The sequence below is a fragment of the Acidiphilium multivorum AIU301 genome (assembly GCF_000202835.1).
Classification (GTDB): Bacteria; Pseudomonadota; Alphaproteobacteria; order Acetobacterales; family Acetobacteraceae; genus Acidiphilium; species Acidiphilium multivorum.
The window spans coordinates 2,790,820-2,808,086 of sequence record NC_015186.1 but is presented as its reverse complement, the minus strand read 5'-3'; the positions used below and the strand labels follow the sequence as shown (position 1 = coordinate 2,808,086).

The 17,267-nt window shown below is 66.1% G+C and carries 14 protein-coding genes, 2 tRNA genes and 1 pseudogene; 12 read left to right on the top strand and 5 right to left on the bottom strand.

Features of this window, described 5'->3' with window-relative positions:
- Positions 1-118: 118 nt before the first annotated feature.
- Positions 119-1,195, top strand: a pseudogene (gene istA, locus ACMV_RS12660) (IS21 family transposase); the annotation flags it as partial.
- Positions 1,196-1,274: 79 nt separating this feature from the next.
- Here the strand turns inward: istA and ACMV_RS12655 are convergent.
- The gene (locus tag ACMV_RS12655) at positions 1,275-2,081 is read right to left on the bottom strand and encodes a tyrosine-type recombinase/integrase (RefSeq protein WP_013640657.1); all 807 of its coding nucleotides are present in this window, start codon (positions 2,079-2,081) and stop codon (positions 1,275-1,277) included.
- A 151-nt stretch (positions 2,082-2,232) separates the two neighbouring features.
- Positions 2,233-2,325 (bottom strand) — tRNA-Ser (locus ACMV_RS12650).
- Between the two features lie 198 nt (positions 2,326-2,523).
- Between ACMV_RS12650 and ACMV_RS12645 the strand changes: the two genes are divergently transcribed.
- A complete protein-coding gene (locus tag ACMV_RS12645; RefSeq protein WP_012039941.1) occupies positions 2,524-3,990 on the top strand; it encodes an oligosaccharide flippase family protein in 1,467 nt (488 codons plus the stop codon).
- 4 nt (positions 3,991-3,994) lie between these two features.
- Here the strand turns inward: ACMV_RS12645 and lipB are convergent, their stop codons facing one another.
- Entirely contained in the window at positions 3,995-4,681 is a 687-nt protein-coding gene (gene lipB, locus ACMV_RS12640; RefSeq protein WP_013640656.1) for a lipoyl(octanoyl) transferase LipB, read from the bottom strand.
- Between the two features lie 24 nt (positions 4,682-4,705).
- Here lipB and ACMV_RS12635 point away from each other — a divergent pair.
- The 4 genes from ACMV_RS12635 (at position 4,706) to ACMV_RS12620 (ending at position 10,092) form a co-directional block, all read left to right on the top strand.
- Positions 4,706-4,791, top strand: a tRNA-Leu gene (locus tag ACMV_RS12635).
- A gap of 147 nt (positions 4,792-4,938) precedes the next feature.
- Positions 4,939-7,212 (top strand): NADP-dependent malic enzyme, encoded by a 2,274-nt coding sequence (locus ACMV_RS12630; RefSeq protein WP_012039939.1) that lies wholly within the window; start codon positions 4,939-4,941, stop codon positions 7,210-7,212.
- An 84-nt stretch (positions 7,213-7,296) separates the two neighbouring features.
- The gene (acs, locus tag ACMV_RS12625; protein ID WP_013640655.1) at positions 7,297-9,231 is read left to right on the top strand and encodes an acetate--CoA ligase; all 1,935 of its coding nucleotides are present in this window, start codon (positions 7,297-7,299) and stop codon (positions 9,229-9,231) included.
- Positions 9,232-10,092 (top strand): alpha/beta fold hydrolase, encoded by an 861-nt coding sequence (locus ACMV_RS12620; RefSeq protein WP_013640654.1) that lies wholly within the window; start codon positions 9,232-9,234, stop codon positions 10,090-10,092. It abuts the gene before it with no gap.
- Positions 10,093-10,388: 296 nt separating this feature from the next.
- Here ACMV_RS12620 and pcp read toward each other — a convergent pair whose 3' ends face one another.
- Positions 10,389-11,033, bottom strand: coding sequence for a pyroglutamyl-peptidase I (gene pcp / locus ACMV_RS12615; RefSeq protein ID WP_231844405.1), 645 nt, complete (start codon positions 11,031-11,033; stop codon positions 10,389-10,391).
- A 112-nt stretch (positions 11,034-11,145) separates the two neighbouring features.
- Between pcp and ACMV_RS12610 the strand changes: the two genes are divergently transcribed.
- Positions 11,146-11,901, top strand: coding sequence for an HpcH/HpaI aldolase family protein (locus ACMV_RS12610; RefSeq protein WP_013640652.1), 756 nt, complete (start codon positions 11,146-11,148; stop codon positions 11,899-11,901).
- 58 nt (positions 11,902-11,959) lie between these two features.
- Here the strand turns inward: ACMV_RS12610 and ACMV_RS12605 are convergent, their stop codons facing one another.
- Positions 11,960-12,172, bottom strand: coding sequence for a hypothetical protein (locus ACMV_RS12605; RefSeq protein ID WP_041665081.1), 213 nt, complete (start codon positions 12,170-12,172; stop codon positions 11,960-11,962).
- A 617-nt stretch (positions 12,173-12,789) separates the two neighbouring features.
- On the opposite strand from ACMV_RS12605, the gene ACMV_RS19950 reads away from it, so the two are divergent.
- From ACMV_RS19950 to ACMV_RS12585, 5 genes are all read left to right on the top strand, one after another.
- Complete coding sequence (locus ACMV_RS19950) at positions 12,790-12,951, top strand: LuxR C-terminal-related transcriptional regulator (protein ID WP_013640651.1); 162 nt, start codon at positions 12,790-12,792, stop codon at positions 12,949-12,951.
- Between the two features lie 215 nt (positions 12,952-13,166).
- Positions 13,167-13,463 carry a transposase gene (locus ACMV_RS12600; protein ID WP_081479251.1) on the top strand — a complete coding sequence of 99 codons (297 nt, stop codon included), beginning with the start codon at positions 13,167-13,169 and terminating at the stop codon, positions 13,461-13,463.
- Between the two features lie 262 nt (positions 13,464-13,725).
- Complete coding sequence (gene bchE / locus ACMV_RS12595) at positions 13,726-15,288, top strand: magnesium-protoporphyrin IX monomethyl ester anaerobic oxidative cyclase (RefSeq protein ID WP_013640649.1); 1,563 nt, start codon at positions 13,726-13,728, stop codon at positions 15,286-15,288.
- The gene (gene bchJ, locus ACMV_RS12590; RefSeq protein WP_331429019.1) at positions 15,285-15,887 is read left to right on the top strand and encodes a bacteriochlorophyll 4-vinyl reductase; all 603 of its coding nucleotides are present in this window, start codon (positions 15,285-15,287) and stop codon (positions 15,885-15,887) included. Before bchE ends, bchJ begins: the two co-directional genes overlap by 4 nt.
- Positions 15,888-16,697: 810 nt before the next feature.
- Positions 16,698-17,252 (top strand): transposase, encoded by a 555-nt coding sequence (locus ACMV_RS12585; RefSeq protein WP_148360995.1) that lies wholly within the window; start codon positions 16,698-16,700, stop codon positions 17,250-17,252.
- Positions 17,253-17,267: the final 15 nt, after the last annotated feature.

The window sequence follows — 17,267 nt, the reverse complement described above, 5'->3', positions numbered from 1 at the left end:
GTACGCGGCGGTGGAAAAGTAGGCCATGTAGCGGCGGCATAATGCTGCTGCGTGGCGGGGCAAAAACCGGCCACTTGTAGAGTTGCCTCTTTCGGAATGGAGGGAGAGGCGACGGGGGATGTATTCGGTGGAGGTTTATGCGGCGGTTCGGCAATTTGTATTTGTCGAGGGGCGGAGCCGGCGGGAGGCTGCGCGTGTTTTTGGTCTGAACCGTGAGACGGTGGCGAAGATCTGCCGGTTCTCTGTGTCTCCAGGATACCGGCGCGAGCGGCCTGCTGCGAAGCCGAAGCTTGGGCCCTTCATTCCGGTGATCGACGCGATCCTGGAGGCTGATCGGGGTGCGCCGGTGAAGCAGCGTCACACGGCGCGGCGGATATTTGAGCGTCTGCGCGACGAGCACGGCTATACGGGCGGCTACACGGTGGTGAAGGATTACGTCCGGCCGGCACGGCTGCGGCTTCGCGAGGCATTCGTGCCGCTGTCTCATCCGCCAGGGCATGCGCAGGTAGATTTTGGCCAGTGCATCGGCTTCATCGGCGGTGTGCGGACGGTGATGCACGTCTTCTGCATGGACCTGCCGCACTCGGATGCCCCGTTCGTGAAGGCTTATCCGGCGGAGACGACGGAGGCGTTTCTGGACGGCCACGTGTCGGCCTTTGCCTTCTTTGGCGGGGTGCCGCTGTCGATCCTCTACGACAACACGAAGCTGGCGGTGGCGCGGATTCTTGGCGATGGCCAACGGACGCGGACGCGCGCCTTCACGGAGTTGATCAGCCACTACCTGTTCAGGGACCGGTTTGGCCGCCCTGGCAAAGGTAACGACAAGGGGAAAGTCGAGGGGCTGGTGAAGTATACGCAGCGGCGCTTCATGACGCCGCTGCCGCATGCGGTGAGCTTCGATGCCCTGAACGCGGCGCTGGAAGCACGCTGTCTGGCGCGGCAGGATGAGCATGCCGGACGCCATGAAGAGACGATTGGCGAGCGGTTGCTGCGCGACCTCGCGGCATTGAGGGTGTTGCCGGCGGGACCGTTCGAGCCCTGCGAGAAGAAGCCGGCGCGGGTCTCGTCGACGGCGCTTGTCCGCTATCGGATGAACGACTACTCGGTGCCGGCGACCTATGCCTTCCGGGACGTATTGGTCAAAGGTTTCGTCGATCGGGTGCTGGTCGTGGCCGGGGCTGAGGTCATCGCCCGGTCAGCCGGGAACCGCTCGTTCATGATCGAGGAAAATGTTGCCCGCCAGCCATGCGGCACCTTGTGGGCGTCCTTCATCTTCATCCGTGGGCGGGGATCAGCCAGAGCGGTTCGTCTCCCTCCAGCCCCTCGAACTCGGTCCACCGTGTGCCGTGCACCTCTCCGGGTCGGACATGGGTGAGGGCGAGGAACCGCATCGCCAGCCGGGTCACCGGGTGCGCAGGGATCGCCTCGCAGGCTGCCAGCGCCTCCCGGGCTTCCTCCAGCGTGACCACGGCCGGTTGCCGCCCCTTGGTCATCGGCGCCATGGCTTTCTGGATCACCGCCGCAGGGTCGGTGGTTGCGAGCCCGAGCCCCATCGCAAACAGGAAGATCGCCGACATCCGCTGGCGGACCCGGCGCGCGGTCTCCAGCGCCGGGCGCGCTTCGATTCGCCGGATGACGTCGAGGACCATCGGTGGCGTGATCTCCGCGACGTCGACAGTGCCGAGGAGGGGAAAAACCATCTGCTCGAGGCTGATCATCACGTCCGCCGTGTGGCGCTCGGTCCAGCGGGACTTGTTCAGCGTATGCAAGTCGCTTGCGACCTTCTCGAACTTGCGGTCGTCATTGGCCGCCTGGGCGCGCAGCTGCTTGCGCACCAGCGAGGGATCGCGACCAGCGCGCAGGCCTGCCCGGGCCTCGTCGCGCGCATCCCGCGCTGCGGAGAGCATCACCTCGGAGTAGGGGCCGATGCTGAGCAATTTCTCCTTGCCGCCGATCTTGTAGCGGAAGCGCCAGAGCTTTCCTCCAGCCGGCGTGACCAGCAGGTACAAACCATAGGAATCAAACATCTTGTATGGCTTGTCTCGGATCTGTGCCTTGCGGATGGCGATGTCGGTGAGCATACCCCTGCTTCCTGTCCCATACCCCGCATCCGACCCCAGGGCGCCCCGGGATTGAGGGGTATTTCGTGAGACGGATTAGGACACCGTCACGGAGGAAAGTGAAGAGATTTCAGGTGGTTGAGACTGATTGAGATCGCGTGAAAAGCGAAACTGGCGGAGGGGATGGGATTCGAACCCACGAGACGACTCTACATCGTCTAACGGTTTAGCAAACCGCCGCCTTCGGCCACTCGGCCACCCCTCCGCCGAGGGTCACGGCGTATGCGAAAATGGTTCTAGTGAGGCGCACCGCATTCGTAAAGGGCGCTGCCTCTGGTTGTCGCACCGGGTGGGCAAAATTCGCACCAAGATGTAGCTTGACAATCATGACTTGTATCTCGCCCTGCGATCGTGAAAGTCGCGCATCTGTGTGCCGAGGCATGTTGCCTCGCCGGTGGCGGGTATGAGTCTTCAGCGCGGCGCGGCAAGGAGCACGGCGTGGAACCTGCTCACCGTCCTTGGCGAGCGGAGTTTCGGATTCGCCATCCTTGTCGTGCTGCTCCGCCACGTCTCGGTGCAGGATGTCGGAATCGTCGCGTTGGCGTCTGCGATTTCCGAACTTGCGCGCATGGTCACGGCAGGCGGCGCGGGTGAGCAGGTTGTGGCCGCCCCCGGAGACCGGACCGTGGAGGCGGGGGCGTTCTGGGCGCAGATGCTCCTTGCGCTCGTTGTCACCGGATTGCTTTTCGCCATTGCCGGACCGATTGCCCGGTATTATCAGGCATCGGCGCTTGGCTGGGTCATGCGGGCGTTGTCGCTCAACATCCTTCTTGGCGCGTTCCTCATCGTGCCGGCGGCAAGGCTCGCCCAGGCGTTCCGGTTTCGCGCGCTCAGCCTGATGTCGCTGGGCAGCACGATGCTGGGCGGCGCGGTGGCGCTGGAACTCGTCTTCCATGGCTACGGGCTGGCGGCCCTTGTCGTGCAGAGGATGGTCGGGATCGGCTTCTATTCGGTCGCGGCATCGATCGCCGCCCGTTGGCATCCGCCTCGGCCGCCGCGATGGGACGCTCTCGCCGCGGCGCTGCGCTTCAACCTGCCGATGATGGGGGCAGCGTTCGTCGATTATCTCGCCCATACCGGCTATGTCGTGCTGGTCGGTATGCGCGTGCCGGTGTTTGCCGTGGGGCAGTTCCGCATTGCCCAGCGCCTCGCCGAAGTGCTGCAGGAACTGGCGATCCTGCCGGCGAGCAAGGTTTTTCTCCCCGTGTTCGTGGCCGTGCGCGACGACCAGGAACGGCGGTATGCCGTTGCCTCGGCGCTGATGGATACGCTGGCGATCCTCTCGCTGGCCGCCGCCGCCGTCAGCGGTGCCGTCGCACACCCCCTTGTGGTGCTGATGTTCGGCGCGCGCTGGGCCAGCGCGGCGCCGGTGTTCGCGGCGCTCAGCCTGATCGTGCCGGCCTCGACGATCTACGCCTTCGTCAAGCCGATGCTCACCGCCCTGCGCCGGCCGGGGCTGGTGTCGATCTTTGCGGCGTTGAATGCCGGCACCATCGGGCTCGCCGCCTGGTTCGCCGCACCCTACGGGCTCGTGCCGCTCGCCTGGGCGCTGTCCGCCCGCGGCCTGGTCGTCGCGCTGCTGCTGCTGCCGGCGCTGTCGATCGGGATCGGCCAGTCGGGCTGGCCGCTGCTGCGGCTGATGGGCGCGCCGATTACCGCCCTCGTCGCCGCCCGCCTCGCGACCGCCGCGTTCCTGCATGCGGTGGCGCCCGGCATCGGGCTGCTGTCGCAACTCGTGCTGGGCGCGAGCGTGGCGGGCGCGGTGTTCCTGCTGGTGCTCATGGCGCTCGCGCCCTGGCGGCTGATCGGGATGGCCCGCCGCCTGGCCTCGGCCTTCCGTCGCAGTCCGGTGCTGACCATCGCCGGCTGAAACCTCAAACCGGCTGCGGCGCCGCGTCGAAGACCCGCTCGAATGACCGGGCCAGCGCCGCATCGACCGCATCCAGCGTCGCGGTGACGCCGAGTGCCGCCAGCGACGTCACGCCATGCTCGCTGATGCCGCAGGGCACGATGCCGCCGAATCGCCCCAGGTCTGGCGCGACATTCAGCGCGATCCCATGATAGCTGACCCAGCGCGACACCCGCACGCCGATCGCCGCGATCTTCGATTCGCCGCCCAACGGGTTGGCCACCCAGATGCCGACGCGCCCCTCGCGCAATTCGCCACGCACGCCGAACCCGGCCAGCGTGTCGATCAGCCAGGCTTCGAGCCCGGCGACGAACCCGCGCACATCCCGCGCCGGAACGCGGCCGTGCGGCCGGGAGAGGTCGAGCATGACATAGGCCACGCGCTGCCCGGGGCCATGATAGGTCCATTGCCCCCCGCGCCCGCTGCGGAAAACCTGCGCATCGCCGGGGTGCAGCAGATCGGCGTCCCGCGCCGAGGTTCCCGCCGTGTAAAGCGGCGGATGCTCGACCAGCCAGACCCGCTCCGCCTCCTCTCCCGCCCGGATCGCCGCCGCGCGGGCCTGCATTTCCGCCAGCGCAGAGGGATAATCGGTCAATCCGGGCGCTTTTGCCCATTCGACCGCATTCGTGGTTGTTGATACCGCGCGATCCATCGGCTATAGCGCTCCCGCTACGAGGCGGTCGTGGCGGAATGGTAGACGCGCAAGCTTGAGGTGCTTGTGGGGGAAACCCTGTGGAAGTTCGAGTCTTCTCGACCGCACCAGATTTCCGAGCCGGGACGCCGGGCTCGCACCGGGCGAGGTCATTTCGCCTGCTGACAAATTCGTCATCGCTATCCTGCCATGTGAAAGCCCGGTTGTCCGGGCCGCCCTGATCGCGCATTCTTGCTCCACTCAGGGGGGCACCGGATATGGATGAAACGCTTCGCAAGGCCGCACTCGATTACCACCGCCATCCGCGGCCGGGCAAACTCGCGATCACGCCGACCAAGCGCATGGAAACCTCGCGCGACCTGGCGCTGGCCTATTCTCCTGGCGTGGCGGCGGCCTGCCTCGCCATCAAGGACGATCCCGATACCGCTTATGACTACACGACGCGCGGCAATCTCGTCGCGGTGATCACCAACGGCACGGCGGTGCTCGGCCTCGGCAATATCGGCGCGCTCGCCTCCAAGCCGGTGATGGAGGGCAAGGCCGTCCTGTTCAAGAAATTCGCCGGGATCGACACGTTCGACATCGAGGTCGACCAGCCGGACCCGGACCGGTTCATCGAGGTGGTGGCGGCGCTGGAGCCGAGCTTCGGCGGCATCAATCTCGAGGACATCAAGGCGCCGGAATGTTTCCGCATCGAGCAGACGCTGCGCGAGCGGATGAACATCCCCGTGTTCCACGACGACCAGCACGGCACCGCCATCATCGTCGGCGCCGCCGTGCAGAACGCGATGATCGTGCAGGGCAAGACGATCGACGATGTCAGGATCGTCACCTCCGGCGCGGGGGCGGCGGCGATTTCCTGCGTGCGCATCCTGATCGCGCTCGGTGCCAACCCCGAGAACATCGTGATGACCGATATCGAGGGGGTGATCTACAAGGGCCGGCCGAACCTGAACGAGACGCTGGAGCCCTTCGCCCGCGACACTGCGGCGCGGACCCTGCCGGAAGTGCTGGACGGGGCGGACATCTTCCTCGGCCTGTCCGCCCCCGGCGTGCTGAAGCCGGAATGGCTGGACAAGTTCGCCGCCAACCCGCTGATCCTCGCGCTGGCCAACCCGGAGCCGGAAATCCGCCCCGAGCTGGTGGCGGAACACCGGCCGGATGCGATCGTCTGCACCGGGCGGTCGGATTTTCCGAACCAGGTCAACAACGTGCTGTGCTTTCCCTTCATCTTCCGCGGCGCGCTGGATGTGGGGGCGACCGCCATCACCGAAGGGATGAAGCTCGCCGCCGTCACCGCCATCGCGGAGCTGACGCGGATCGAGGCCTCCGAGACGGTGGCGGCGGCCTATGGCGGCGTCGCCCCGGTATTCGGGCGGGACTACATCATTCCGAAGCCGTTCGATCCGCGGTTGATCCTGCACATCGCCCCTGCCGTGGCGCGGGCGGCGATGGATGAAGGAGTGGCGCGCCGGCCGATCGCGGATTTCGACGTCTACCAGCACGATCTCGAACGCCTCGTGTTCCGCTCGGGCCTGCTGCTGCGCCCGGTGATCGAGGTCGCGCGCTCGGCGAAGGTGCGGATCGTCTATGGCGAGGGCGAGGACGAGCGCACGCTGCGCGCCGCCCAGAGCGTGATCGACGATCGGATGGGCACGCCGCTGCTGGTCGGCCGCACCGCGGCGATCATGCAGCGGATCGCCGCACTCGGCCTGCGGATGAAGCCGGAGCAGGATTTCCGCATCGTCGATTTCGAGCGCGAGCAGGGGCTGTTCCGCCGGCTGCTGGAGACGTACCAGCACATCGTCAACCGCCGCGGCGTGCCGCCGGATGCGGCGCAGCGCCAGCTCTCGCGCCGGCCGACCGTGGCCGCCGGGATGCTGCTCGCCGCCGGCGAGGCGGATGCGGCGATCTGCGGCGGGCTCGGCGACTGGTCGCGCCAGTTCCGCTACGCGATGCCGATCATTCCGCGCAAGCCTGGGATCAAGCGGGTATCGGCGATGACGGCGCTGATCCTGCAGAGCGGCAACCTCTTCTTCTGCGACACGCATGTGAACGAGGACCCCTCGTCGGAGGACATCGCCGAGATGACCCATCTGGCGGCGGGAATGGTCTCGCATTTCGGGATCACGCCGAAGGTGGCGCTGCTGTCGCATTCGAATTTCGGGGCGTCGAACTCGGCCTCCGCGCGCAAGATGCGCCGGGCGCTGGCGCTGATCCACGCGCAGGATCCGGAACTCGAGGTCGATGGCGAGATGCACGCCGACGCGGCACTGTTCGAACCGATCCGCGCCCGCGCGGTGTGCGACAGCCGGCTGACCGGCTCGGCCAACCTGCTGGTGATGCCCTCGATCGACGCGGCGAATATCGGCTTCAACCTGCTCAAGGCCGCTGGCGAGGCGGTGACGGTCGGCCCGTTCCTGCTCGGCTTGTCGAAGCCGCTACATATCGCGATCCCGAGCGTGACCGCCCGCGGCCTCGTGAACATGAGCGCTGTCGCCGCGATGGAGGCCGCGCTGATGGCGGGGTAACGGCGCTGCGGTTTTTGCACCGCAGCACTTTCAGATTTCAGGGAAACTTGCCATACTCGAAAGAAATTTAAGGAGGAACCAGGCATGTCGCAGCCCGAAACCATTCCCGTGAAGCCGGAGATCGCCGCTAACGCGCTTGTCGATCGTGCGAGATACGGCGACATGGCGCGCCGCGCGGCGGAAAATCCCGAGGCGTTCTGGGCCGAGGAATCCAAGCGCATCACCTGGATGACGCCGCCGACCCGCATCAAGAACGTCACCTTCACCGGCAATGTCTCGATCAAGTGGTTCGAGGACGGCGTGCTGAACGCATCGGCCAACTGTCTCGACCGGCATCTCGCCACCCGCGGCGACCAGGTTGCGATCATCTGGGAAGGTGACGATCCCGGCGAACAGAAGCATGTGACCTATCGCGAGTTGCACGCCGAAGTGTGCCGCATGGCGAATGTGCTGAAGTCGCTCGGCGTGCGGAAGGGCGACCGCGTCACCGTCTACATGCCGATGATCGTCGAGGCGGCGGTGGCGATCCTCGCCTGCGCGCGCATCGGCGCGGTTCATTCCGTGGTGTTCGGCGGGTTCTCGCCGGACAGCCTCGCCAACCGCATCCAGGATTGCGACAGCTCGGTCCTGATCACCGCCGATGAAGGCCGTCGCGGCGGCCGCAAGGTGCCGCTGAAGGCCAATGTCGATGCCGCGGCGAAATCCTGCCCGATGCTGAAGAAGGTTGTCGTGGTGAAGGCGACCGGCGGCCAGGTCGACATGCAGGACGGCCGCGACGTCTGGTATCACGAGGCGGCGGCGACCATGCCGCTCGACTGCCCCCCCGAGCCGATGAATGCCGAGGACCCGCTCTTCATCCTCTACACCTCCGGCTCCACCGGCAAGCCCAAGGGCGTGCTGCACACGACCGGTGGTTACATGGTCTGGGCGAGCTTCACCCACCAGTATGTGTTCGATTACCATGACGGCGAGGTCTACTGGTGCACCGCCGATGTCGGCTGGGTGACCGGCCATACCTATATCGTCTATGGTCCGCTCGCCAACGGCGCCACCACGCTGATGTTCGAGGGGATTCCGAACTACCCCGACACCAGCCGCTTCTGGCAGGTGGTGGACAAGCACAAGGTCAACATCTTCTACACCGCCCCGACCGCGATCCGCGCGCTGATGCGCGACGGCGAGGGGCCGGTGAAAAAGACCTCGCGCGCCTCGCTGCGGGTGCTGGGTTCGGTCGGCGAGCCGATCAATCCCGAAGCCTGGCTCTGGTACTATCGCGTCGTCGGCGACCAGCGCTGCCCGATCGTCGATACCTGGTGGCAGACCGAAACCGGCGGCATCCTGATCTCGGCGCTGCCCGGCGCGATCGACCAGAAGCCAGGCTCGGCGACGCTGCCGCTGCCCGGCGTGAAGCCGGTTCTGGTCGATGGCGACGGCAACGTCCTGGAAGGGGCGACTGAAGGCAATCTCTGCCTCGCCGACAGCTGGCCCGGCCAGATGCGGACGGTTTACGGCGATCACGAGCGGTTCATCCAGACCTATTTCTCGACCTTCCGGGGCTTCTACTTCTCCGGCGACGGCGCCCGCCGCGACGAGGATGGATATTACTGGATCACCGGCCGGGTGGACGACGTCATAAACGTCTCCGGCCACCGGATGGGCACGGCCGAGGTCGAGAGCGCGCTGGTCGCGCACGCCAAGGTGGCCGAGGCCGCGGTGGTGGGCTTCCCGCACGACATCAAGGGACAGGGCATCTACGCCTATGTGACGCTCGTCGCCGGCGAGGAGCCGACCGAGGAACTGCGCAAGGAACTGGTGATGTGGGTCCGCAAGGAAATCGGCCCGATCGCCGCGCCGGATGCGATCCAGTGGGCGCCCGGCCTGCCCAAGACGCGCTCGGGCAAGATCATGCGCCGAATCCTGCGCAAGATCGCCGCGAACGAGACCGACAGCCTGGGTGATACCTCGACCCTCGCCGACCCGGCGGTGGTCGACGATCTTGTCCGCAACCGGATGGCCTGATTGACCGGCGCCGAAGTGAGCGGGATGATCGAGCACGAGGCCGGCCGGGTCCATCGGGTGATGGGCTCGGGCGGTGTCGGATTGCATGTGCGGGAATGGGGGAGCGAGCACGCGCAACCCATCCTGTTCATCCATGGCTGGTCGTCCTGCTACCTTGCATGGCGGTCGCAGTTCGACAGCGCGCTACGCGAGCGGTTCCGCCTGGTCTGCATCGACCTGCGCGGGCACGGGTTTTCCGACAAACCGCTCGATCCCGCGATGTACCAGACCAGCGCCCACTGGGCCGACGATATCGCGGCGGTGATGATCGCGCTCGGGCTCAGGCGGCCGGTTCTGGTGGGCGCGAGCTATGGTGGCTACGTGATCGGCGATTATCTGGCCCGCCATGGCACCAAGAATGTGAGCGCTGTAAACTTCGTGGGTGCCGCCGTGATTTCGTCGAACCCGCCCGTCAATATCGGTCGCCGCTTCATCGAGGGGGCCTTGATGGCGGCCAGCGACGATCCCGCCGTGATGATCGAGGGGGCGCGCAGCGTGATCCACGCCACCACGCATCGCCCGCTGCCGCCGGCCGATGCCGAGCGCGCGCTGGTCGCGTTCGCGCTCACGCCACCCGCGATCCGCGCCTTCCTGCTGATGCGGACGCTCGATTTCACAAGGACATTGGCCGAACTCGACCGTCCGGTGCTGATCACCCAGGGGGATGAGGATGCGATTGTTCTGCCGTCGATGGCCGAGCATATTGCCGCAACCGTCCCTGAGGGACGGTTGTCTCTGTATCCGGAATGCGGTCACACGCCACAATACGAATTTGCTGAACGGTTCAACGGGGAACTCGCCGAATTTGCGGGCGCGATCTGACGAAAGGCGACTTATGCAGGTTATGCGATAAATTCATGGCGGGTTCACAGAGTGAACCCTTTATTCCCGTCTGTGCCGTCTTATGTGACAGACAGGCCGGTTGCTCCGGTCGAGAGTTCGGCAGAGATGCCGCGAGTGATCCGGTCCTGACCGACCGGATAGGGATCTTCGGATCCCGACGTCTCCCAGACGTGAAGCCTCCCTGTTGACTTCCCCGCCGGTCCGCCGGCGGGGATTTTTTTGTGTCAGATCGGCAACACCATGATTTTGTAGCCAAATGTTGCGGAAATCGCAATCTATGCAATCGTTCCGCCGCTAATTCGCGGTCCGGTGTTGCCATCGAGACACGCTTTGATCACGGCGCGGCCTGCCGCGATCATCCGATCGAGTGGCAGGGATGCGGCGCCGTCCTGGGCGGCGGGCATATCCGGCAAGCAGGGCACATGCACGAACCCGACCAGAGCCGGCCGGGCCATTGTCTCCGCGATGTGCTGCGCGAGATAGAAGGTGGCGTTGCACACGAAGGTGCCCGCGGTATGCGAGACGGCGACGGGTATGTCGGCCGCGCGCACCGCCTGCAGCGCGCCCTTGACGGGCAGAGTGCTGAAATACGCCGCGGGGCCGTCGAAGGCGACAGGCTCGTCGATCGGCGCATTGCCGTCATTGTCGGGAATGCGCGCGTCGACCAGGTTGATGGCCACCCGCTCGATGCTGATGCCCGATCGTCCGGTGGCGAGGCCGAAACCAATCACCACGTCGGGCGCCCAGTCCGTCATCGCCTCGCGCAGGGCGCTTTCGAGCGGCGTGAACGCGCAGGGCAGGACGTGCCGGCGGGTCTCGGTGCCGGCGACAGGTTCCGCGGCAAGTCGCTCGACGAGCAGGGCGGAGGGATTGACGCTGTCGCCGCCGAACGGCTCGAACCCGGTGACGAGGATTTTCATGCCTTCGATATAGGCACCGGCGCATGCCGACGCCACCGGGCAGCGGCGCTACCCCAGTTTGTCTCCGCCGCGCGAGTGTGGAATTCTGCCTGCTCATCGAGCGGAGGAGCGGATGACATTCAAGCAAATCTGGGAGTCGGGCCGTGCCGTGCTGAACGGCTGGCTGTCGGTTCCGGCCGGGTTCGCCACCGAACTCATGGCGCGTCAGGGCTGGGACAGCCTGACGGTCGACATGCAGCATGGGCTGATCGAGTATGGCGACGCGGTTCGGATGCTCACCGCGATCACGACGACCGGGGTGATCCCGATGGTGCGGGTGCCCTGGTTCGAGCCCGGCATCGTCATGAAGTCGATCGACGCCGGCGCGCTCGGCGTGATCTGCCCGATGATCAATTCCCGCGCCGAGGCCGAAGCCTTCGTCTCCTGCCTGCGCTACGCGCCGCGCGGCCGGCGCAGCTACGGCCCGATCCGCGCCGCGCTGATCCATGGCGCCGACTATGCCCAGCGCGCCAACGACATGGTGACAGGCTTCGCGATGATCGAGACCCGCGCGGCGCTTGAGGCGATCGACGACATCGTCTCGCTTCCGGAACTCGACGCGGTCTATATCGGCCCGAGCGATCTCGCGCTGTCGCTCGGCGAGGCGCCGCGGTTCGATCCGGTGGACTCTCCCGTTCACGACGCGATCCTGCATATCCTCGCCCGCGCCAAACACCACGGCAAGCGTGCCGCGGTGCATACGGGCTCGGCCGCCTATGCGCGCAAGATGGTCGATGCGGGTTTCGATCTCGTCACCGTCGGCTCGGATGCCGCCTTCATCGCGCAGGGCGCCTCGGCGGCGGTGCAAGCCTTCCACGGAGGGACCTGACGCCGATGCCGCCGCCCCGGCAAGACTGCCGGATTTGACGCGCCCCGTGCCGGCGAGGTCATGCGCGGCAACTTTCATGTCGCTGCGCATGCGGGTCATGTTCGGCATCATCCTGGTCACGCTTGGCGCCGTCGTCATCTGGAACGGATGACGGCATGTGCATGCCGAGCTGAACGCGGCGCAGGAGGTCGCGAAAGCAACCGTTCTGAACGATTTCCGGCTGTTGCGCGACCGGCCGGATCGCAACGGCGTTCTGCGCGGCCTCGTGCATATCTTCGACGGCTCGCGCAACATCCGCGCCATGCTTTACGATTCCGCGCGCCGGGAACTCGCGGCGTCGCGACTGCGGGAGCCCACGACATCATCGTGCTGGATCTCTCGGCGCGCGACGAGACATCCGAGGTGTGAGCCAACATCTCGGATGACACGCTGTTCGTCGTTCTCTTCGTTGGCGCCTCCCTGCTGCTGGGCTGGCGGCTGATCGGCTGGATCCTGGCGCCGCTCGCCAAGCTGGCAAGCGGCATCGCCGATCTGCGCGCCGGCCGCACCGCCGGCCCGCGTGAACGGCGCTCGTTGGTCGCCGCCTTCAACGGTCTGGTGCGCGGCCTCGCGGCACGCGCGGCCGAGGCACGCCAGCTCAGGATCAGATGGACCGGATTCAGGAGGAAGAGCGGGTCGACCTTGCCGTGACCTGCACGACGATGTCGGTCCGCAACTCTCTCTCACCAAGATAGAGTTCGACACGCCGAGGCCATGCCGGTGCGATGCTGGTGGTGACGGTGTTCAGATCCGGATGTCCTCGCGCGCGCTGGCCAGAAGCCGTCCCGAGAGCCTGAGGTCGACGCCACGCTCTCGCCGCGCCAGGCGGAGATCGTCCATCTGCTCGGCATGGGCAATTCGATCGGCCAGATCGCCGATGCGATGGGGGTGAGCTACAAGACGATCGCCAACAACTGCACGCGGATCCGCGGCAAACTCGGGCTTGCCGATGTAAAGGAGCTGGCGCGCCACGCGGTCGAGCGCCGCTTTCGCGGCACCGGGTTCGGTTAGAGCATCTTTATCAATACAATCGAGCATTACATCCGATCTGGAAGGATCGGAAAATGCTCGAGGTTCTGTACCATTTCCGTGACTACAGAGCGTTAGATTCAAGCCTCCACGCAGGGCTTGGAACATGGCGGACCGCTTCTGACTGAACGACACGCGATGGGCGGCGATCGGCCGATCGAGGGGTGGACGAACGACCAGGATCCACGCCGCCGCGGATGAGCAGGGTGCGCATCGCCGCCGTCCTCCTGACGCCGGGACAGGTATCCGACATCAGCGGCGCCCGATCGCTTCTGCCGACCATGCCGCCGCCAGAAGACCTGATCGCCGACAAGGCCTACGACGCCGATGACCTCCGCGCCTTCCTCACCCGGCAGGGCACAAGGCTCGTGATCTCGACGATGCCCAACCGCCGCGCCATACCGGCTTTCGACTCCGTCGCCTACAGATTGGGCAATCTCATCGAGTGCGCCTTCTGCAGGCTCAAGGACCGGCGCGCCATCGTCACACGCTAGGACAAAGCCGCACGTGACGTTCTTGCTGTTAGATGCCTCGTCCTCGCCGTCACGGCATGGGTCTGCTGAGTCCAGAACCTAGGACTAACATTCCGTAGTCCCAAATCTTTCGACATGGACACCATATGATCATATTTTATGTAATCAAATGATATACTTCATCTGAAAGCGTCATCACTCGGCACCCCTCCTTGATGCAGATCAAAGTGACATTTTGAATTGTCACTATAACCTGACATATCAAAATCACCGGGAGGGATGGATGCGGATCCTGCTGTTGCATCCGAATTATCATTCGGGCGGCGCCGAAATCGCCGGAAACTGGCCGCCCGCCTGGGCCGCCTACATCGCCGGCGCGCTGAAATCCGCCGGCTTCACCGATCTGCGCTTCATCGACGCGATGACCAACGACCTGTCGGACGACGCCCTGCGCGACATCCTCCGCGCCGAACGGCCGGACATCATCGGCAGCACCGCGATCACCCCCTCGATCTACAAGGCCGAGCGCCTGCTCAAGATCGCGCGCGAGGAACATCCCGGCGCGCTGACGGTTCTCGGCGGCGTGCACGCCACCTTCATGTATGGCCAGGTTCTCGCCGAAGCCCCCTGGATCGACGTGATCGTCCGCGGCGAGGGCGAAGGGATCATCGTCGATCTCGCCCGTGCCGTGGCGGCGGGGAATTTCGCGGCAACCCGCCACGACATCCGCGGCATCGCCTTCCGCGAGGCGGGCAAGGTCGTCGCAACCGAAGCCGCCCCCACCGTCAAGGATCTCGACGCCCTCGCCCCCGACTGGAGCATCCTCGACTGGGACCGCTACCGCTACATCCCGCTCGGCACCCGTGTGGCCATCCCGAACATGGCGCGCGGCTGCCCCTTCACCTGCTCGTTCTGCTCGCAATGGAAATTCTGGCGCGACTACCGCTACCGCGATCCCTCGAAAGTGGTCGATGAAATCGTGCGTCTGCGCGATGAGCACGGCGTCGGCTTCTTCATCCTCGCCGACGAGGAACCGACGATCAACCGGAAGAAATTCGTCGCCTTCTGCGAGGAGCTGATCGCACGCGATGTCGGCCTGCTCTGGGGCATCAACACCCGCGTCACCGACATCCTGCGCGACGAGGCGCTGCTGCCGCTCTACCGCCGCGCCGGGCTCATCCACGTCTCCCTCGGCACCGAGGCCGCCGCCCAGATGAAGCTCGACCGTTTCAACAAGGAAACCACGATCGAGCAGAACCGCAAGGCGATCGCCCTGCTGCGCGCCGCCGGCATCGTGGTCGAGGCGCAGTTCATCGTCGGGCTGGAGAACGAAACACGCGAAACGCTGGAGGAAACCTACCGCATGGCGCGCGACTGGGCGCCCGATCTCGCCAACTGGTCGATGTACACGCCCTGGCCCTTCTCCGACCTGTTCCGCGACCTGGCCGACAAGGTCGAGGTGTTCGACTACGAGAAATACAATTTCGTCACCCCGATCATCCGCCCCGCGGCAATGGACCGCGCCGAACTGCTCGACCGGGTGATGCACAATTACCGCCGCTTCTACATGCGCAAGGCGTTCTTCTCCTACCCCTGGGCCGGCTCCGGCGCGCGGCGGCGCTACCTGCTCGGCTGCCTCAAGGCGTTCATGAAATCCGGCTTCGAGCGGAAATTCTACGATCTCGGCCGGGTCGGCTACTGGGGGCCGCAATCGAAGCGCAAGGTCGATTTCCATTTCGACGGCGCGCGAAGCAGGGCCGGCGCGGAACAGGTCGAATGGCGCACCATGCATGACAACAAGCGGCACCCAAGCAAGGCGCCCAGCCCTGCGGAACCACCACCCTGACCGCGCTCGACAATCCGTCGGGGCCGCGCATCGGGCCGAACGCGATCCTCCAGGTCTTCGCCGCCCTCGCCGCCGCCGGCGGGCCAGCCTGCGTTGCCAGGGTCGCGCGCGTGGCTGGCGCCGATCCCCATCTCGCCCATCCGCCCGCCGCGATGGTCCCAGCGGCGGAGGTGCTGGGGCTGCACCGCGCGGTGCGCGCCTGCCTCGGCGCCGGGCCGGGCGGGGCGGTGCTGCGCGCGGCGGGCGAGGCGACCGGGCGCTATCTCCTCGCGCACCGGATTCCGCGCCCGGTCCGCCTCGCGCTCCGCGCCGCCCCGGCGCCGCTCGCCGCCCGCCTGCTGGTCGCGGCGATCCGCCGCCACGCCTGGACTTTCGGCATGCCGGACGGGCTCGATGCCGCCTGGCGCGGCGGGCTGCGCCTGTTCCTCGCGGCAAACCCTATCGCGGTGCCCGGCGCGGCCGGTCCCGGCTGCGACTTTCACGCCGGCACCTTCGAGGTGCTGTTCCAGGCGCTGGTCGACCGCCACCTTGTCGTGCGCGAAACCGCCTGCCGCGCCGCCGGCCACCCCGCCTGCGTCTTCGCGATCCGGCGCGGCTGATCTCCCGGCAATAGACCGGCGGCGCGGATGATGCTCTACCGGCCTGCCCGATACCCACCCGGCCTCGCCGCCGCGAGGGCTTCGCCTTCGATTTCGGCGCCCAGTTCTGGGTCTGAACCAAACGCCGTGCGGCCTTGAGGGGATTGATCTGTGGTCTGCCCACTTCTGCTACCAGATGGCCTGGAGGAAAAGGTCGGTGGGTATAAAGACGTGGGACAGCAGCCTGTCGCTGCCGGGCTTGATCGTGGAGCGCAAGATGCTCGTTGGCGGTGTTGTGCAGATGTCGGGCCGGCTGTCCGCTTCGCAGGCAACGTGTCCGGACTACGGCACGCCGTCGACATCCTGCCACAGCCGGCGCGATCGCATGCTCTCGGAAATGCCCGTCAGTGGGAGCGCGGTCCAGCTTCGGCTATTGATACGACGTTTCGGTGCGGACACGCCTCTTGCCGGCGGCAAACGCTCAGCGAGCTGTTAGCACCCGCATTTGGCCGCCGGTACGGTCGGTGGGTCGGGCGCTGCAATGCGCTGGTGTGCGGGGTGATCCGCTGACAGAGCCACCGCCGCCCGCGCGGGTGATCGGTATCGACGACTTCTCCTGGCGCCGCGGGGATAGCGACGGCGGCATCGTCGTCGATCTCGAAGTCGTCAGGTCATCGACCTGTTGACGGACAGGTGGCGCGAGACCGTGACCGCCTGGCTTGAGCAGAGCCCGCAGGTCGAGATCATCTGCCCCGTGATCGCGGCCCTGGCTATGGCGCTGCCGCCACCGCAGCGGCGCCCCAGGCGCGTCAGGTAGCCGAGCGCTGGCACATGTTCGAGAATGCGTCTGCGGTGTGCTTGCGCGGTTCGATCCGAGATGCAGTGCCTGCGCCGTACGCCCGCACCCGCGCGGCCGGTCATCCCGCGACCCTGACCCGCGCCGAGCATATCCAGTGGGATGGCACTCAGCTTCGCCAGGCACTCAACCGACAGATTGTGGATCTTGCCGGGCGAGGCGTGCCGATCAAGACGATGGCGCGCACCACCGGCGCGTCGTGCCAGACGTTCCGCAAGATCCTGAGCGGCCAGCGCCACGATACATTCCGGCAGCGTCAGAGCGCGCTCGATGCCTGGTCGCTCACGCTCGAGGCCGAGTGGAACGCAGGATGCAGGGTTGGTTCCGAACTCTGGCGGCGCCTGAAGGCATCAGGCTTTACAGGCCGCTGCGCATGGTCAGCGAACGGACCACGCGCCGCCGCTGTCTCGTCGCCATGGGCCAGCGGTCAGGTCGAAGGCAAAATTACACGCCTCAAATCCATAAAGTGCCAGATGTACGGCCGCGCCAAGATCGATTTGCTCAAGGCACGGTTCATGGTGCCCGCATGACCACATCTGCAGGGA